This window comes from Leucothrix pacifica, from assembly GCF_003172875.1.
GTDB classification, from domain to species: domain Bacteria; phylum Pseudomonadota; class Gammaproteobacteria; order Thiotrichales; family Thiotrichaceae; genus Leucothrix; species Leucothrix pacifica.
Window position 1 is genome coordinate 130,053 of record NZ_QGKM01000013.1, and the last position, 17,773, is coordinate 147,825.

At 46.5% G+C, this 17,773-nt stretch carries 18 protein-coding genes; 11 read left to right on the forward strand and 7 right to left on the reverse strand.

The window, feature by feature from the left end; genetic code table 11:
• Positions 1-52 precede the first annotated feature (52 nt).
• Both DKW60_RS06775 and DKW60_RS06780 read left to right on the forward strand, forming a co-directional pair.
• Entirely contained in the window at positions 53-1,168 is a 1,116-nt protein-coding gene (locus DKW60_RS06775; protein ID WP_109836892.1) for a ferritin-like domain-containing protein, read from the forward strand.
• An 89-nt stretch (positions 1,169-1,257) separates the two neighbouring features.
• Positions 1,258-2,271 (forward strand): class 1 fructose-bisphosphatase, encoded by a 1,014-nt coding sequence (locus DKW60_RS06780; RefSeq protein WP_109836893.1) that lies wholly within the window; start codon positions 1,258-1,260, stop codon positions 2,269-2,271.
• 144 nt (positions 2,272-2,415) lie between these two features.
• On the opposite strand, the gene pgsA is transcribed toward DKW60_RS06780, so the two are convergent.
• The 6 genes from pgsA to DKW60_RS06810 all read right to left on the reverse strand — a co-directional run bounded on the left by pgsA (position 2,416) and on the right by DKW60_RS06810 (position 7,724).
• Entirely contained in the window at positions 2,416-2,964 is a 549-nt protein-coding gene (pgsA, locus tag DKW60_RS06785) for a CDP-diacylglycerol--glycerol-3-phosphate 3-phosphatidyltransferase (protein WP_109836894.1), read from the reverse strand.
• A gap of 44 nt (positions 2,965-3,008) precedes the next feature.
• Complete coding sequence (gene uvrC / locus DKW60_RS06790) at positions 3,009-4,832, reverse strand: excinuclease ABC subunit UvrC (protein WP_109836895.1); 1,824 nt, start codon at positions 4,830-4,832, stop codon at positions 3,009-3,011.
• A 15-nt stretch (positions 4,833-4,847) separates the two neighbouring features.
• Positions 4,848-5,849, reverse strand: a complete 1,002-nt coding sequence (locus DKW60_RS06795) for a beta-ketoacyl-ACP synthase III (RefSeq protein WP_281271823.1) — start codon at positions 5,847-5,849, stop codon at positions 4,848-4,850.
• The gene (gene plsX / locus DKW60_RS06800) at positions 5,824-6,858 is read right to left on the reverse strand and encodes a phosphate acyltransferase PlsX (protein WP_109836896.1); all 1,035 of its coding nucleotides are present in this window, start codon (positions 6,856-6,858) and stop codon (positions 5,824-5,826) included. The genes DKW60_RS06795 and plsX overlap by 26 nt, the downstream gene beginning before the upstream one ends.
• Before the next feature lie 93 nt (positions 6,859-6,951).
• Complete coding sequence (gene rpmF / locus DKW60_RS06805; RefSeq protein ID WP_109836897.1) at positions 6,952-7,158, reverse strand: 50S ribosomal protein L32; 207 nt, start codon at positions 7,156-7,158, stop codon at positions 6,952-6,954.
• 38 nt (positions 7,159-7,196) lie between these two features.
• Positions 7,197-7,724: a YceD family protein gene (locus tag DKW60_RS06810; RefSeq protein ID WP_109836898.1), complete on the reverse strand. Its 528-nt coding sequence runs from the start codon at positions 7,722-7,724 to the stop codon at positions 7,197-7,199.
• Between the two features lie 149 nt (positions 7,725-7,873).
• On the opposite strand from DKW60_RS06810, the gene DKW60_RS06815 reads away from it, so the two are divergent.
• The 8 genes from DKW60_RS06815 to bamB all read left to right on the forward strand — a co-directional run bounded on the left by DKW60_RS06815 (position 7,874) and on the right by bamB (position 15,112).
• A complete protein-coding gene (locus tag DKW60_RS06815) occupies positions 7,874-8,452 on the forward strand; it encodes a Maf family protein (protein WP_109836899.1) in 579 nt (192 codons plus the stop codon).
• Positions 8,453-8,587: 135 nt separating this feature from the next.
• Positions 8,588-9,019 (forward strand): nucleoside-diphosphate kinase, encoded by a 432-nt coding sequence (gene ndk / locus DKW60_RS06820; protein ID WP_109836900.1) that lies wholly within the window; start codon positions 8,588-8,590, stop codon positions 9,017-9,019.
• Positions 9,020-9,031: 12 nt separating this feature from the next.
• Positions 9,032-10,144 carry a dual-specificity RNA methyltransferase RlmN gene (rlmN, locus tag DKW60_RS06825; RefSeq protein WP_109836901.1) on the forward strand — a complete coding sequence of 371 codons (1,113 nt, stop codon included), beginning with the start codon at positions 9,032-9,034 and terminating at the stop codon, positions 10,142-10,144.
• A gap of 2 nt (positions 10,145-10,146) precedes the next feature.
• A complete protein-coding gene (pilW, locus tag DKW60_RS06830; protein WP_109836902.1) occupies positions 10,147-10,881 on the forward strand; it encodes a type IV pilus biogenesis/stability protein PilW in 735 nt (244 codons plus the stop codon).
• 70 nt (positions 10,882-10,951) lie between these two features.
• The gene (locus DKW60_RS06835) at positions 10,952-11,977 is read left to right on the forward strand and encodes a helix-turn-helix domain-containing protein (RefSeq protein ID WP_109836903.1); all 1,026 of its coding nucleotides are present in this window, start codon (positions 10,952-10,954) and stop codon (positions 11,975-11,977) included.
• Positions 11,978-12,016: 39 nt separating this feature from the next.
• The gene (gene hisS, locus DKW60_RS06840; protein WP_109836904.1) at positions 12,017-13,297 is read left to right on the forward strand and encodes a histidine--tRNA ligase; all 1,281 of its coding nucleotides are present in this window, start codon (positions 12,017-12,019) and stop codon (positions 13,295-13,297) included.
• Positions 13,298-13,299: 2 nt separating this feature from the next.
• Positions 13,300-13,911, forward strand: coding sequence for a YfgM family protein (locus tag DKW60_RS06845; RefSeq protein ID WP_109836905.1), 612 nt, complete (start codon positions 13,300-13,302; stop codon positions 13,909-13,911).
• Positions 13,912-13,915: 4 nt separating this feature from the next.
• On the forward strand, positions 13,916-15,112 hold the full coding sequence (gene bamB, locus DKW60_RS06850; protein WP_146203441.1) for an outer membrane protein assembly factor BamB: 1,197 nt from the start codon (positions 13,916-13,918) through the stop codon (positions 15,110-15,112).
• A gap of 47 nt (positions 15,113-15,159) precedes the next feature.
• Here the strand turns inward: bamB and recJ are convergent, their stop codons facing one another.
• On the reverse strand, positions 15,160-16,881 hold the full coding sequence (gene recJ / locus DKW60_RS06855) for a single-stranded-DNA-specific exonuclease RecJ (protein ID WP_109836907.1): 1,722 nt from the start codon (positions 16,879-16,881) through the stop codon (positions 15,160-15,162).
• Positions 16,882-17,070: 189 nt separating this feature from the next.
• On the opposite strand from recJ, the gene DKW60_RS06860 reads away from it, so the two are divergent.
• Positions 17,071-17,628, forward strand: coding sequence for a DUF1415 domain-containing protein (locus DKW60_RS06860; RefSeq protein WP_109836908.1), 558 nt, complete (start codon positions 17,071-17,073; stop codon positions 17,626-17,628).
• Positions 17,629-17,773: the final 145 nt, after the last annotated feature.

Consider the following 17,773-nt stretch of genomic DNA (forward strand, 5'->3'; position numbering starts at 1 on the left):
GATGACCTAAGCTTATACAACAATCACATCTGATTATTATTGGAGCGAAATTATGAACCAACGTCAGTTTAAGCTAATTTTACGAAACGCCGTTCTCGCCGCAATCCCCCTATCCGCTCAAAGCGGCTGCATGACTGCTGCTGACTCCGTCAAAAAAGACGATGAGCCAATCAAAATAGACAATCCCTGCCGCACCGGTGAATCTACCCGCAAGTCCGCAACGGAGGCTTACAGCGCGCAAATTGACTTAGTCAAAGAGCCGATAAGTGCTCAGCAATGTATTGCATTGTGTCAGGAAGCGTTTCAAAAGAATCGAATTGGCGGGCAAACTGATTTTGCAAAGTTGGAAAAAATTCAGGCCAGTGACTGTTCAACCAAAACACAACCGTTTACCAGTCGCCCCTTCCGCGCTCCTCCACTTGCCGAACCATCAACATTGGTCTCTTGCCAGATCGAATACACCGCGATTCATTCGCCTTACACTTGCCCCAAAGTGGTTCCGGGAAGAATGCCAAATGGTATACAGATCAATGACCGCAACGATACAACCCAAAGCAGTATCGCAAGCTATCTGGCGAATATGGCGGCGATGGAAACAGCCGCAATAACAGCCTTTGAATATTTGGTGCGTGAACTCACTGCTTACGGCGCGCCAGAAACGCTGATTGCTCAAGCTCAACAAGCTGTTGATGAAGAAAAGCGCCATGCTGAAATGGCAGGATTGCTGGCAGCAGCTCATGAAGCAACGGTGCCTGCGGTTCAGATCGATGACTTTATGTTGCGCTCCATGTATGAAATTGCACTGGAAAATGCGATCGAAGGCTGTGTGAATGAGACTTTCGCAGCGGCCTGTGGTATCTGGCAAAGTGAGTATGCGCAGATGCCTGTGTTTAAAAAGATCATCGGTTATATCACTGATGAGGAAATAAGCCATGCAGCATTATCATGGGAAATCCATCACTGGTTAATGCCTCAGTTAACACCCATGCAACAACAAGCTATTAGCAAAGCACAAATCAAGGCAGTAGATGAGTTGATGACGAGCTTCAGGCAAAAAGGTGATCCGGCACAGCAGTCTGCATTTGGCCTACCTGATGAGGCTAGTGCATCAGTGATTTTATCTCAGCTCCAGCAGAGCACCTGGCGAGACATCCCGTCAGTTCATTAATAATACGGGCTGAATATACCAAGCTGCAGATACCCCACAACTATGAACTAGTTTAGAATGGGGTATCTTTTTAAGTCACAGGATCATTCATGGATACGCAGCTCACGACTCTTTCCAGCTTCATCATCGACGAACAACGCAGACTCGGAAAACAAGCCAGCGGTGAATTCACCGGCTTACTAAACGATATCAGCATTGCCTGTAAGAGCATCGCCTCATTGGTCAATAAAGGTGCGTTAGCGGGGGTTTTGGGTGTAGCAGGCAGTGAAAATGCCATGGGTGATGCGCAGAAAAAGATGGATCTGATCGCGAATGATTTGTTTATCAACGCGCTGCAGCATAACGGTCACTGTGCCGGAATGGCTTCAGAGGAGCTGGACGAGATATTAACGCTACCGGAAGGCAAAATTCGGGGGAGCTATCTGGTTACGTTTGACCCGTTGGATGGCTCATCCAATATGGATATCAATATCGACGTTGGCGCGATCTTCTCAATCCTGAAAGCACCGGCCAGTGGTGAAGATCCGACGGCAGAAGACTTTGCACGTCCTGGTGTTGAGCAAATCGCAGCAGGTTATTGCTTATACGGCCCTTCCAGCATGTTTGTACTCACCACAGGTAATGGTGTCAATGGTTTCACTTTAGATACCAGTATCGGTGAATTTATCCTGACCCACCCTGATATGAAAGTGCCAGAAACGACTAACGAGTTTGCCATCAATGCTTCCAACCAGCGTCACTGGGAACCGGCGGTCCAGCAATATATTGCGGACTGTCAGGCCGGGGAAACAGGCACATTGGGCAAAAATTATAATATGCGCTGGGTAGCAGCCATGGTCGGTGAGATTCACCGAATTTTATGCCGGGGCGGTGTATTTCTTTACCCAATTGATGAGCGCAATCGCGAAGCTGGCGGTAAGTTACGTTTATTGTATGAAGGAAACCCAATGGCGATGATTGTTGAGCAAGCAGGTGGTTTAGCCAGCACAGGTTATCAACGTATTATGGAAGTCATGCCCAATGGCGATCCCCATCAACGCGTTGCGGTCATCATGGGATCAAAGCAGGAAGTAGAAACAATTCTGAAGTATCACGAAGCTTAAATTCTGGCTAACAAGTGACATGATGCCGGGCGATTCCCGGCTAAGACAATCAGCTCATAAAAAACGGCGTTACCTGCATTAGGTCAACGCCGTTTTTATTACCAACCGTATAAGACTGACTTGAGAATCCGATAGAGTAATGACTTAGCTCGTGGGCTCGTTTCTGAATGCATCCGCCAGATACTGCATCATCGACCACACAGTCAGAATGGTGGCAATCGCTAACAACGCCAAACCAATTTCATGCAGCGGTATCCCCCAAAGCGGTTTGTCATACAGCAAGAATGTAAGTGACATAATTTGTGCAGCAGTCTTCAGTTTTCCGGTAAACGCAACAGCTACTTTGCTACGTTGACCGACTTCAGCCATCCATTCACGTAGCGCTGATATCAATAATTCTCTGCTGACTATAATTGCGGCGGCAATAGTCACCCAGGCATTCGCCTGACTTTCTACGATTAGAATTAAAGCGACAGCAACCATCAACTTATCAGCGACCGGATCAAGAAACGCCCCAAAGCGCGACTCTTGCCCCCATCGTCTTGCCAAATAACCGTCGGCCCAATCTGTAAAGCCAGCTAACGCAAAGACAATTGCAGTGGTCAGAGGGTAGTCTAAATAGAACAGCACGACCATTAGCGGAATTGCCAGGATTCTCAGGTACGTCAGCATTATCGGTATATTCAGTATCATGTTGTTACCATATCGGTTGTTTACGGTTTACAGACCTGTTTTGGTTATTCACCATTAAACCGATCATAGATTTTTCCAGCTAAAGCAACACTGATTCCGTTTACTTTTGCTAACTCTTCTACGCTTGCCCGAGTGATCGCTCGTAGCCCGCCAAATTGTTTTAACAACTCTTGCCGACGCTTCGGCCCTAATCCTTCTATACCTTCCAGTGGTGATGTGGTTCGTGCTTTTTGCCGCTTCTGTCGGTGACCTGTGATCGCAAAACGATGCGCTTCATCACGGATCTGCTGAATCAAATGTAAAGCACTGGAGTGAGCCGGCAATTCAACACGCCGTTTACCAATTGTCAGCGTATCCAACTCAGCACGTCGCCCCTCTCCTTTGGTGACACCAACGATATCAACCCCTGAAATCTGTAATGACTCCAGTACTTTAATCGCTTCGTTAACCTGTCCTTTTCCACCATCAATAAACAAAATGTCCGGCAACTTGGCATCTGACTCTGTTACCTTGCCAAAACGTCTGCTTAGCGCCTGTGACATTGCGGCATAATCATCACCAGGCGTGATACCTGTAATATTGTATCGACGATATTCACTCTTAACCGGCCCTTCTGCGCCAAACACAACTTGTGAGGCAACGGTCGCCTCACCTTGCATATGACTAATATCGTAACATTCCATTCGGGTCGGAATATAATCTAATGCCAATGCTTCCTGCAATGCATCCATGCGTTTTTCAATACTGTCTTTTGAAATCAGTTTATTCTGGAGGGCATGTAAAGCATTCTTCACCGCCATCGCGACCCAACGCGCACCATCGCCTCGTGGCTTCCAGGTGATACTGATTTTACGTTCAGCCTTTAGTGCCAGCATCTCTGTTAACAGTTCAGCCTCTTCCGGCTCATGGCTTAACAGAATCTTGGCAGGAATGGTCCGGCTCAGATAGTACTGGCCGATAAAGTGAGCGAGAATTGCGCTCTCCTCCAATTCTACTGCTGGCAACTGAGGAAAATAATGACGACTACCCAAATTATTACCAGAGCGAATTGTCATGACTTGCACACAAGCCACTTCAGAGGCTAACTGTAGTGCAATGACATCCACATCACCCTGTCCACCACTGATGTATTGCTGTTGCGACACCAGCCTTACTTTTTCAATCTGATCCCGATACTCCGCAGCCTGCTCAAAGCGCAATTGGGCCGAGGCTTTCTCCATTTGAGCCACTAGCGTTGCCGTTAGCGCTTCACTTTTTCCCTGCAAAAACTGCACCGTAAAGTTAACACTTTCGCGATAATCACTGACACTGATTTCATTGGTACACGGTGCTGTGCAGCGTTTGATCTGGTATTGCAAACACGGGCGAGAACGATTTCGGAAATAGCTATCCTCGCACTGACGCGCCTTAAATAGCTTTTGCAATTGCCCCAATGTTTCGCGAACAGCGCCAGCACTGGGATAAGGACCAAAAAACTGCCCTTTCTTTTTTCTGGAGCCGCGATGGAAGCTTACACGAGGGTATTTACCCTCAGAAATATAGATATAGGGATAGCTTTTATCGTCACGCAGTAACACGTTGTAGCGTGTCAGGTGTTTTTTGATGAGGTTGCTTTCGAGGAGTAATGCTTCTGCTTCGGTATCTGTAATGGTGATTTGTACATCACAGACCTGTTTTACCATTGACCAGATTCGCGAATTAACTAAATTTCCTCTGAAATAACTGGACACACGGTTCTTAAGATCTTTCGCTTTGCCGACGTACAGCACTGTATTGTCGGCACTCATCATACAATACACGCCGGGCTTATGAGGAACCGTCTTTAAAAAAGCCTTACTATCGAATGATTCCGGTGTAGGTGCAGACATGACAGGTGATCAAGGCTAATAGCGTATCAGCGCTGAGCCCCAGGTAAATCCACCACCGAAGCCTTCCAAGAGAATGATCTGGCCTCGTTGAATCCGGCCGTCTCTGACTGCCTCGTCAAGTGCCAAGGGAATGGATGCACTCGAGGTATTACCATGTTTATGTACCGTAACGACCACATGATCCATCGACATCTTTAGCTTTTTAGCGGTTGCCGAAATAATCCGGATATTCGCCTGATGTGGCACTAACCAGTCAATATCGGACTTTTGCATCTGATTCGCCTCAAGCGTTTCATCTACAATCCTTCCCAATGTTTTGACCGCAAAACGGAATACCTCATTGCCACGCATTTGCAGATACGCTTCGCCCTTTAGGTAATTTTCACGACCATCAGAAATACCACCACTCACATTTAACAAATCTTGGTAACGACCGTCAGAATGCAGGTGTGTTGAGATAATTCCTGCTTCTTCATCGGCTTCCAGAACAACCGCACCGGCACCATCAGCAAATAATATGCAGGTACCGCGATCATTCCAGTCAATAATGCGTGACATGGCTTCTGCACCAACGACCAGTGCACACTTGTGGGTACCACTTTTGATAAACTTATCAGCGACGCCTAGTGCATAAACGAAGCCAGTACAAACAGCCTGAACATCGAATGCTGTCGAGCCATTCGTGATGCCTAAGCGCTCCTGTAGAATCGAGGCCGTACTCGGAAAAACTAAATCAGCTGTTGTCGTTGCAAAGACGATCAGATCAACGTCATTAGCTTCTTTACCAGCCATTTCCAGCGCTAAACGTGCCGCATGCTCGCCAAGCTCGGATACGGTCTCATCTTTAACAATATGACGTTGATGAATACCCGTACGTTCTACGATCCACTCATGTGAGGTATCAACCATCTTTTCAAGATCATGATTTGTCATGATGGTGGGAGGTAAGTAACTCCCGGTACCGGTAATGCGTGAATACATAGTTAAACCTTTATTGTGCTTGTTTCTGCCCTTCATCAACCAATGCCTGAAGGCGATGGCGAATATGCTTAGGTACTTCTGCTTTGGCTTCTTTTCTGGCAATGCTGATGGCGTTAGCAAACGATAAACTGTCTGCACCACCATGGCTTTTTATCACAATCCCTTGCAATCCCAAGAAGCTGGCTCCGTTGTAGTTTCTGGGGTCAAACTGTGTTTTCAGCGCTTTGAGCACTGGCATTGCAACCAGCGCCATTAACTTTGTATACCACGTTCGCTTGAAATGAGCTTTGAGGTCATTTGAAAGCATTTTGGCCAGACCTTCAGTGGTTTTTAATGCCACATTACCCACAAAGCCATCACATACAACCACATCAACCCGATCACTGAATATGTCATCACCCTCGACATAGCCAATATAATTCACAGGTGCTTCTTTAAGCAACCGATTCGCCGCTTTGACTTGCTCATTACCTTTGATATCTTCCTGACCGATATTCAGCAGACCAACCTTCGGTGAATCCACTTTATCAATCGCTCTGGCAAGCTCATCACCCATTATCGCAAACTGATACAGATGCTCAGCAGATGAGTCTATATTAGCCCCCAGATCAAGCATGTGGGTATGCCCGTCATGAGAGGGAATAGGACTACAAATTGCCGGGCGGTCAATTCCGGGAAGTGTTTTGAGCACAAAGCGTGCCGTCGCCATCAATGCGCCGGTATTACCAGCACTGACAGCAGCATCCGCTTTGTCATCTTTAACAAGGTTGATTGCCACACGCATTGAAGAGTCTTTCTTACCACGTAAGGCAAGTGCGGGCGGCTCATCCATATCAACCGTTTGACTGGCATGATGAACCGTCAGACGAGAATCATCCTGAGCATTGAGTTCGCGCAGCTTTTCGTTAATCTGCGTTTCGTCGCCAACCAGTATCAGGGAGATATCACTATGCTGCTTGAGTGCTTCGATAGCCGCAGAAACAGTGACGGAGAGACCATGATCCCCACCCATGGCATCCAAGGATATACGGTAGTGCGAGTCCATGTTAATGTCCAATCATTCGTATATTTTAGTACGCAAAATCGCGGGACGTGCCCGCGATTCTGTGTATCTTGACGATGAAGAGAAGCGTATTGCTTACTCGTCACCCTCTTCCAATTCTTCAACTTCAGCTTTAGGCGCAATCACCTGACGACCACGGTAGAAACCGTCTGGAGTCATGTGATGACGTAGATGAGTTTCACCTGAAACAGGATCAGTTGATAATGTTGCTGCTTTCAACGAATCGTGTGAACGACGCATACCACGACGTGAACGAGTCACTTTACTTTTTTGTACTGCCATTGTTCTAGCTCCAAGTAGGCATACGATCTTAAATCAGATCAACTGCCTGGGTTCTTAAGGTTCTGTAACACTGCAAAAGGGTTTTCACGCTCTTCTTGCACTGCTTTCGTTATCGCTTCTGGTGTTGCTTCGATTAACGGCTTATACGGCTCACATTGATCATGCATCACTAATTGAGGGATATTTAACAGTACTTCATCTTCAACAAAGTCCTGCAGAATAATCCGCCCATCTTCAACTAAGTAGGTCTCATAGCCACCTTGCAACGGCTCTGCCTGCTCATCACTCGAAACCATCACCAAATCTATCGGATTATCGATAGTAATGGATACCGGCTCAAGACAACGCTGGCAAATGAGACTAAGCTCACCAGTCACTCTTCCTTTTATAGAAGGCAGTCCAGACTTGTTCTTAAAAAAGGACAAATCAACAGAGAAAACGCCTGTCTTATCTGCGAGTAAATCTGAAATTCTTGAGAAGTTTGCAACCTCATACTCCCCTTCGAGCTCGCGTCGTTGCTCGATTAGGCGATACGGATTGACTTCTACTGGTAACCTAGTTGACATAAGCGCGGGATTATAGGAATTTCTGCCCCTGTCTGTAAAGCTTTATTATGCCCTTTTCTCAGCAATACGAACAACGGCACATAACTTTACAATTCGTTATTGTTTTGAAGCACTAGATTCACAGTCGTCCTAAACCGAGACATATTTATATGTATAAACTGGTACTCGCATCAAGCTCACCTTACCGCAAAACATTATTGGAAAGATTACAGCAGCCCTTTGTCTGCGACTCACCTGATATCGATGAAAGCCAACAACTCAATGAAACACCCAGAGATTATGTGGAACGTCTTTCAAAAGAGAAGGCAGAAGCAGTTGCGGCAAGACACCCCGACAGCCTGATCATCGCTTCGGATCAATGCAGCGTCATAGATAATGTAATTTGCGGTAAACCCGGACACCATTCTGCGGCCATACAACAGCTACAACAAAGCTCTGGCAATCGAGTGAGTTTTTATACCGGACTATGCATTATGAATAGCAATAATCACGAGACACTATCGGCTGTCATACCGTTCCATGTTGACTTTCGTGACCTTACCCTTCAAGAAATTGAACGCTACCTCAACGCTGAGAAGCCCTATGATTGTGCGGGAAGTTTTAAAGCAGAAGGACTCGGCGTGACACTATTTAAAAAAATGGAAGGCGATGATCCCAATGCCTTAATTGGCCTCCCTCTGATACGCCTATGCGAGATGCTACGCCAATTCGGACTTAATTTGCCATAATCACCACTAAAACCCTGAAAGCAGTGAATTATTGTGTTTACGCCCCGAACAAGCATCAGTACAATAGCGCCCGAATTGCCCTATGGGCACTGAAGTATTTGGATTTTAACATTTTATATTTATTTGGAGTCTCTCGTGGCTATCGAACGCACTATCTCAATCATCAAGCCTGACGCTGTTGCTAAAAACGTTATCGGTCAAATCTACGCTCGCTTTGAAGCAGCTGGCCTGACAATTCTTGGCGCTAAAATGAAGCAACTTACTAAAGCTGATGCTGAAGGTTTCTACGCAGTACATAGCGAGCGTCCTTTCTTCAACGACTTAGTTTCTTTCATGACTTCAGGTCCTGTTATGATTCAGGTTCTGGAAGGTGAAGATGCAATCGCTAAGAACCGTGAGCTAATGGGTGCGACTAACCCTGCAGAAGCAGACGCTGGAACTATCCGTGCTGACTTCGCTCAAAGCATTGATGAAAATGCTGTTCATGGTTCAGACAGTGCAGAGAATGCTAAAATCGAGATCGACTTCTTCTTCGGTGAAGACGAAGTTTGCCCTCGTTTACGTTAATAAGGTCAAACAATGAGTCAAGCTGGCACGGATAAAATTAATCTGCTCGATATGAGTAGTGACAAGATGAAAGAGTTCTTACTGCAACGCGGTGAGAAGCCTTTCCGTGCCACGCAATTGATCAAGTGGCTTCACCAATATCTGGTGGATGATCTGGATCAAATGACCAATATCAGTAAGGCGATGCGTGCGGACTTGGCAGAAATTGCAGAGATCCGCCTACCAGAAGTCGTACTAGACCAAGCCTCCGCTGACGGGACACACAAATGGGTGTTACGTCTGGCGGATGGCAATTGCATTGAAACAGTCTACATCCCGGAAAGTGAACGCGGCACACTATGTGTTTCGTCTCAAGTTGGATGCGCACTAGACTGCACTTTCTGCTCTACCGCAAGACAAGGCTTTAGCCGCAACCTAACCGTTGGCGAGATTATCGGCCAACTGTGGATTGCCCGCAAAACCCTTCAACCTGACCCTAATGCTAATCGCGCAGTCACTAATGTAGTGATGATGGGCATGGGCGAACCATTACTAAATTTCGAAAACGTTGTCGACGCCATGTCTCTAATGCTGGACGACAATGCTTATGGTTTGAGTAAACGTCGCGTTACTTTAAGCACCTCCGGAGTTATTCCTGCACTTGATCGCTTACGTGAACGCATCGATGTTTCACTGGCTGTATCACTACATGCACCCAACGACGAGTTGCGCGACAAGCTGGTGCCGGTTAATAAGAAATACCCTATCAAAGATTTAATTGCTGCTTGCCATCGTTTTCTGGATGGAAAAGCCGCTCGCGAACACATCACCATGGAATATGTGATGTTGGATGGCGTGAATGATTCTGATGAACATGCACGCGAACTCATCCAAACCCTGAAAGGACTCTCAGTAAAAGTCAATCTCATCCCGTTTAATCCGTTCCCGGATACGCGCTACAAGCGATCATCCAACAATAGGATTCATCGCTTTTATGAGATTTTAGCGAACGCCGGCATGGTCGTCATGACTCGTAAAACCAGAGGTGATGATATTGATGCTGCCTGTGGGCAGTTGGCCGGAGAAGTTCAGGACCGAAGTCGCCGAAAAATCCATTTCGCCAGACTGGAAAAAGAGATCACCTAAACATGTACAACTCAATAATAATAATAAAAAAAATCATTCTCCTCGCACCACTACTGATCAGCCTCAGTGCTTGTAGTGGTAACCCAAGCAAAGCCTCACCTAAAGACACAAAAGCGGCAGACTACAATGCACGGCTTGGTGCGGAATACACCCGCAAAGGTAGACTTAATCTGGCGAATGAAAAGTTACAAAAAGCACTTGAACAAAACCCTCGCTCAGCGGACGCCCATCATTATTACGCCTTGCTCCAGCAAAAGCTGGGAGAAACAAGCACTGCGGATACACACTTCAGAAAAGCCTTAAAACTAGATCCAAAGAATCCTCAGTTACTCAATAATTATGGCTCGCATTTGTGCAAGAACGGTTACTACACTGAGGCCAGCAAACAATTTATGGCCGCACTGAATGATCCCCTTTATACTACACCGGAATTCGCTTACACTAACGCCGGTATCTGCATTAAGAAATCTGGCAACGTGGTACAGGCTGAAGAGTATTTCCGCAGAGCATTGGTGAGCAAGCCAGCATTCGGATCAGCACTGTACCAGATGTCTAAGATAAAGTACGAACAAGGTGACTATGCCAGAGCACAGGCATTCCTGCAGCGGTACCATGAAAAAAACAGGCAAGATACTGAAACAACCTCACTTTGTGTAAAAATTAATAATGGGCTCGGAGACACTAATGCCGCAGCACAATGCAGTAATAGATTAGCCGGCAGTTATTCCGGCACCTGATAATTTGCGGAATTTGGTAGCTGAGTCAGCTCAATAATCAGCCCCAAAAAATAAATGGAATTAGGCATTCATGGCAGTAGATCAAACTATAGAATCATCCGAAGTTACTGACGTTCTTCCGGGGGACTTAACCGCTATATTGAGGCATCACCGTGAAGAGCATGGCTTAAATGTCAATCAGGTTGCAGAGGCGCTGTGTTTATCTCCAAAAATCATCACCGCGCTTGAAGCTGAAAAGCTTGACGAACTGCCGGAGCCACCTTACGTAAGAGGTTACTTAAGAAGCTTCGCCAAGTTCACTGAAGTTGATCCCACTGAAATGATCAATGCCTACGAAAAGTTACGTGGTGCCAAGCCCAACGAGCTGGATTATCACTTTGCCAACTCACCTGCAACAAACCAGCGCAAGCGTGGTATTTCGTCGGGCATTCTAAAATTTGGATTACTCATTGTTTTACTTGGCCTACTCGCCATCTTATCTATGATTCCGGGAGTACGTGACTGGGCCAGCACTACCTGGAGCAGCTTCTCACAGCAATCTGATCCCGGCTTTACCGCGACGAATCAAAACGACAATCCTTTACTCACTGGGAACATCCCTCCACCACTGCCGATTAATGAAGACGGTGCTACGGGCGACACGCCGGTTGAAGGCGAAGCAGCATCGACTGACACTGTTAACACTGGCTTCCCAAGTGTTGCCGATGCTCCGGTTTCTGCCGATGCAACGACCAACACAGAAGCAAATGCAACAACTCCTGAGACAGAGGCAGCTACTGAAGAAACGGAAACAGCTGAAGGCAGCGAAAGTGCTGATGATACTGAAACTGACACCGCTTCAGTAGAGGTACCTGAAGGCAGCAGCGCACTGAAGTTAGTATTTAATGACGAAGTCTGGATGCGAATCAGAGACAGTGAGAAAAAGAAACTATTTGAAGCGCTCTCGCAGAAAGGAGATACTAAGGAATTGGTTCTGCCCAAGCCGATGGAAATTCGCGTGGGTAACGCACAAAGCCTGGAACTGACAGTCGATGGAAAACCGTTTGATCTCGCGCCTTTCACAAGAGGCAGTGTGGCTAACTTTACTATCGAATAATACAGTACCGATCAATTTTCCAAGACCTTAGACAAAGACATGCCCAAAGTTATTCAATCGATCCGGGGAATGCATGACATTCTTCCGGATCAATCCGCCGCTTGGCAACACCTCGAAGGCACCATCCGCACACTCTTCACTCAATATGGTTACAGAGAGCTTCGTACACCGGTACTAGAGCCTACAGAACTATTCTGTCGCTCGATTGGTGAAGTGACCGACATTGTTGAAAAAGAGATGTACACCTTTGACGACAGAAATGGTGACAGTCTGACACTCAGACCAGAGTGCACAGCTAGCTGCGTACGGGCGGGCATTCAGAATGGCCTACTTTACAACCAGCAACAACGCATTTGGTACATCGGCCCAATGTTCCGGCACGAGCGCCCTCAAAAAGGACGTTATCGTCAGTTCTATCAGGCTGGTATAGAAACCTATGGCATTCCCGGGCCTGATATCGATGCTGAAGTCATCGCTGTCTCTGCCAGACTCTGGCGAACCTTAGGCATCAAAAACGTCGAACTGCAACTCAACTCTCTGGGAAGCAACGAAGCACGCATGCAATATCGAGAAGTGCTGATTGAATACCTAAAGCAGCATGAAGATGTATTGGATGAAGACGCTAAACGACGCATGCTGACCAACCCATTGCGGGTATTGGACAGCAAGAACCCCAAAATGGCGGATATTATTGCTGCGGCCCCTCAACTTCTGGATCACCTTGACGACGAATCAAAGGAACACTTCGATCGCCTCAAGATGTTATTGGATGAGATGGGGATTGAGTATGTAATCAACCCTCGACTAGTACGTGGATTGGATTACTACTGCCGTACGGTTTTTGAGTGGGTAACAACCGAATTAGGCACACAAGGTACAATCTGTGCAGGTGGCCGCTATGATGGCTTGGTTGAGCAATTAGGCGGCAAGCCTACCACCGGTCTTGGTTTCGCAATGGGCCTTGAGCGTATACTACTATTACTTGAAGAACAGAATATAGAGGTACCTGCACTAGCACCTCACATCTACATTGTCATGCAGGGCGAAGAGGCCGAAACAAGCGGACTAACGCTGAGCGAGACCTTACGCAACCAACTTCCACAACTACGCATTATGAGTAACTGTGCGAGCGGAAGCTTTAAAGCACAAATGAAGCGCGCTGATAAATCAGGCGCTGAGTACGCAATTATATTGGGCGACAATGAACTTTCCGAGGGGGTTGTCACAATTAAACCATTACGAAACCAAGGCGAGCAATGCCAGGTATCACGAAATGGTTTGGTTGAACAACTGACGAAAACAGCTTTTGATGGAGAATAATAATGGCTGAAGAATTAAAGAGTGATGAAGAACGCGCAGAAGAACTCAAAGCGTGGTGGCGAGAAAATGGTGTCTCTGTAGCTGCTGGCGTAGCAATCGCAGTTGCCGGTGTGGTTGGCTGGCAGCAATGGCAGCAATATCAAATTCGTCAGGCAGAAACAGCCTCTGCTCTGTTTCAGCAAGCACAAGCCACTGAAACTGATAAAGTTGCCGCACTACAGAAAGTTAGCGAAGAATATGATTCAACACCTTACGGTAGTTTAGCTGCATTATCAGCCGCCGCCGAGACCAGCCAAAGCAATCCAGCTCAGGCTATTGAGTCCCTGAAGAAAGCGCTAGATGGCAAAGATCCGAATCTGGCAACCATTGCTAAACTTCGCCTTGCGAGAGTTTACATTGCTGAAGGAAAATTGAACGATGCAGAAACTTTGCTGGATACGAATCTAGCAGTCGCTTACACTTCTCTGGTAGAAGAGCTTAAAGGCGATTTATACGTCGCTAAAAAGGATTTAGATAAAGCACGCGCAGCTTACGACAAAGCCATCCTCAGTGCAGGTAGTAATTCTGTTCAGTATTTGAAGATGAAGCGTGACAACCTTGGTAAAGGAGCGTAACCACGTGATTAACAGACTACCCCCCCATGTCTCAATGTCGGCACTGACCCTGTCTGTAAGCCTTGTATTATCAGGCTGTAGTGGTCAGTCCTTTCCGGGTAGTCAACTTTTAGGTGGACAGCAAAATGCTTACGTAGCACCTACGCTTAAACCTCTGAAAACCATCGCAACTAACAACAACGCCCAAACCCTGTGGCAAGTTGACACGGGTGCTGCCAACAGCGGCGTTAAAGTTCATCCTTTTACTAATGATTTTGCAGTTTTTTCAGCTGTTGGTGGCACTGTCGCAGCCTGGGATAAACAAACAGGCAAATCTCTCTGGAAGAAATCAGTTGGTGACACTGTTACTGGTGGCGTGAATGGCGGTAATGGCATGGTTTATGCTGGTACCCGCAGCGGAAACGCCATAGCGCTGGATGCCAAAAGTGGAGATATTCGTTGGATCGCACCGGTTGGCACTGAGGTACTAGCGATATCGGAGTCCAGTCAAGGTTTCGTTGTATTCAGAACCATTGACGGTAAATTACATGGTGTTAAAAGTAGTGACGGTGAAGTTGTATGGCAGCGCCAGCAACGCACGCCTCAACTTTCTGTTTACGGTGCAGGCACCCCAATTATTGTATCAAAAGGTGTCATTGCTGGTTTTGATAACGGCAAGGTAGCCGCTTACTATCTGGCGACAGGTAAGCCAATTTGGGAAATAACGCTTTCTACTCCCAAAAGCAACTCTGACAGTGACAGCATTGTTGACGTCGATGGACGCTTAACACCACTCGGTAATGCCTTATTTGCGAGTAATGCTAATGGCCGTGTCATCGGTGCCAATATGACAACCGGTAAAGTTGGCTGGGCAAAAGCATTTGCCTCTTCGACAGGCACTGAGGCCAATGAGAAAGGCCTCTACAGTACCGATGAGCGAGGGCACATCTGGAAACTTGCTCCACTGAGCGGGGACAACATTTGGAGTCAGGACTCCTTAGAAAACCGCCAGCCTACAGCGCCTACATTAACCAGCAGCGGCAGTCATATTATAGTCGGTGACCGACAAGGCAACTTGCATTGGATTGATACCAATAATGGCCAAATCACCAGCCGAATTAAGGCAGACCCGGCGGGCTATGCGGTCGCACCAGTGGTTAATGGTGACATGATGTTCGCACTCGGTAGAAGCGGCATACTGACTGCTGTTCGCACTCGCTAAAGAATTTTTTTAAACATGAGCTACTTCGGTGGCTCATGCTATCTACACTACAGCTTTCGCTGAATCATAATTTGCAGTGACCGCTGCCCGTTAAACTCATTAACTGACAGTTGATACAGAAAGTGGGCCTTTTCACCAATCTCTGGCCACTGCTCAACATCGATATTAAAGGCGATTGCCGATAACGCTCCACTCTGCCCTTCTTTTCTAAGCATGTACTTTAAGTGTGCACCTTTAAGCACACGACGCTCAACAACTTCAAATACATCATCAAATACTGGCGCGGGAAAAGCCTGCCCCCAAGGAATTCGTTGAGACAGCTCTTCAGCTACTGCCAAAGAAAATGACTCCGGCTCAAGCGCCCCATCACTTAATAACGCCTCATTAAATACCGAAGGGCTTACTTCAGACGACACCACCTTGGTAACTGCAGTTTCAAAGTCAGCAAAGTCCTCTGTTTTTAAGCTCAAACCGGCAGCCATCGCATGCCCACCAAACTTTTCAACCAGACCTGTGCTTGAGGTCGCAACCCGGTCAATGACATCGCGCATATGAATACCTGGAATAGAACGGCCTGAGCCTTTAATTTCTCCACCGGTTCCGGGAGCAAAGATAATACAGGGTCGAAAATAACGCTCACGAATCCGTGCAGCAATTATGCCGACAATACCCTGATGCCATTCTTCATGATAAAGACAGATAATCGGTGGCAATGCCTCCTGATTAAGCTCGATAGAATCAAGTAGCTTTAGTGCATCCTGTTTCATCCCTGACTCAAGTTCGCGACGAGTTCGATTCATCTCATCCAACTCTGCCGCTATATTCATCGCAACATCAGTCGAATCGGTTAGCAAACATTCAATACCTAATGACATATCATCAAGACGGCCCGCAGCGTTTAAACGTGGGCCACAGGCAAACCCTAAATCCTGACTACAGGTTTGTTTATGATCTTTTTTTGCTACCCGCAAGAGTGCTGCTACTCCGGCAGTACATTGCCCAGCCCTTATTCGCCTCAATCCCTGCTCTACTAATATCCGATTATTTGCATCTAAGGGAACAACATCAGCAACCGTGCCTAGTGCGACTAAATCTAGCCATCGCACAATATTTGGTGAGGGAAGTTGCCTTTTCTCAAAATAATTTTGTAGTGTGAGTGCCTGTTTCAGTGCCAGCATCAGGTAGAAAATAACCCCTACACCCGCCAGATTTTTAGACTCAAACTCATCACCTGGCTGATTTGGATTTACAATCGCTACCGCTTCAGGCAATTGACTTCCGGGCAAGTGGTGATCAGTAATAACAACATCAATACCTAACTGACTCGCGTAATCCACACCCTCAATGCTTGATATCCCGTTATCGACAGTAATAATGAGCTCCGGACGAAACGGCGCTGCAACATCGATAATCTCAGGCGTTAAGCCGTAGCCATACTCGAAACGGTTCGGAACGATATAATCCACAGACTGAAACCCAAAAGCAGACAAAGCCCGTTTGCATAGGGCAGTGGCTGTTGCACCATCAGCATCAAAATCCCCGACAATTAATATTCTCTGCTGCTTCTCAAGTGCAAGACAAAGTCGTTGTGTCGCGACATCAACACCCTTCAGACTATGAATCGGCTGAAGGTGCCTTAGTTCGCTCGACAGTAAGCGCTCATCATCAACTCCCCTGCTCGCTACAATTCGGCTAAGTAGCGCCGAACAATTATGAAATACCGGGATTTCTGTCGGAACCGGACGACGAATAAGGGTTACAGATTGCATATTTAGATGTTTATTCCCTGAAGTTCTAACTAAGCGACCAATCCGCGCTTATTATCAAAGCAGTCAGCCCAAAAACCATCTGATCCATAGCTTTTTAATCACTATAGATGTGCACCTAATACACTTAATGTTTCATATTCATGTATTTAGAGCTACACTTCTGCGGATCATAATCCAGCAGCATTCCCCATGAATCATACCCCACCCGAGACACTCATCCAACACAGCCGTAATTGGCTGGAAAATGTCGTCATTGCTCACAACTTCTGTCCGTTCGCTAAACGCGAATTTATCAACAACACAATCCATTTCGACGTCATCCCTCACTCAGACACTGAGGCTTGTCTGGAGTCCCTAATTGTGGCGTGTGAGCAGCTTGATAATAATCAGAACATTGAAACCAGCTTGCTAATCCTACCGAATGGTTTTAATGATTTTGAGCAGTATCTGGATTTACTGGAGTATGCTGACAGACTGCTGGAAGCCCAGAATTATGAAGGGATCTATCAAGTTGCAAGCTTTCACCCCGATTACTGTTTTGATAATGCAACACCCGATGATCCCGCAAATTACACCAACCGCTCACCCTATCCTATGCTCCATTTGCTGAGGGAAGCTAGTATCGAGAGAGCTTTGGAACATATCTCTGACCCTGAAGCTATTCCTGAGACCAATATTAAAATAGCTGAGCAATTGGGAATTGAAACATTGAGACAACAATTTGAAAACTGTTTTAAGGACGACTAAACCACTGAATAGCTTAAAATAGCACCACTTTATCTGCCGAGTTAGAAACACAATGGATTTGCAGGTATGCTACACAAGCTGTCAAAACAAACAGAGATACGCTAGCTACCGTGTCATGCAGATATCTCACAAAATTGTGGTTTGA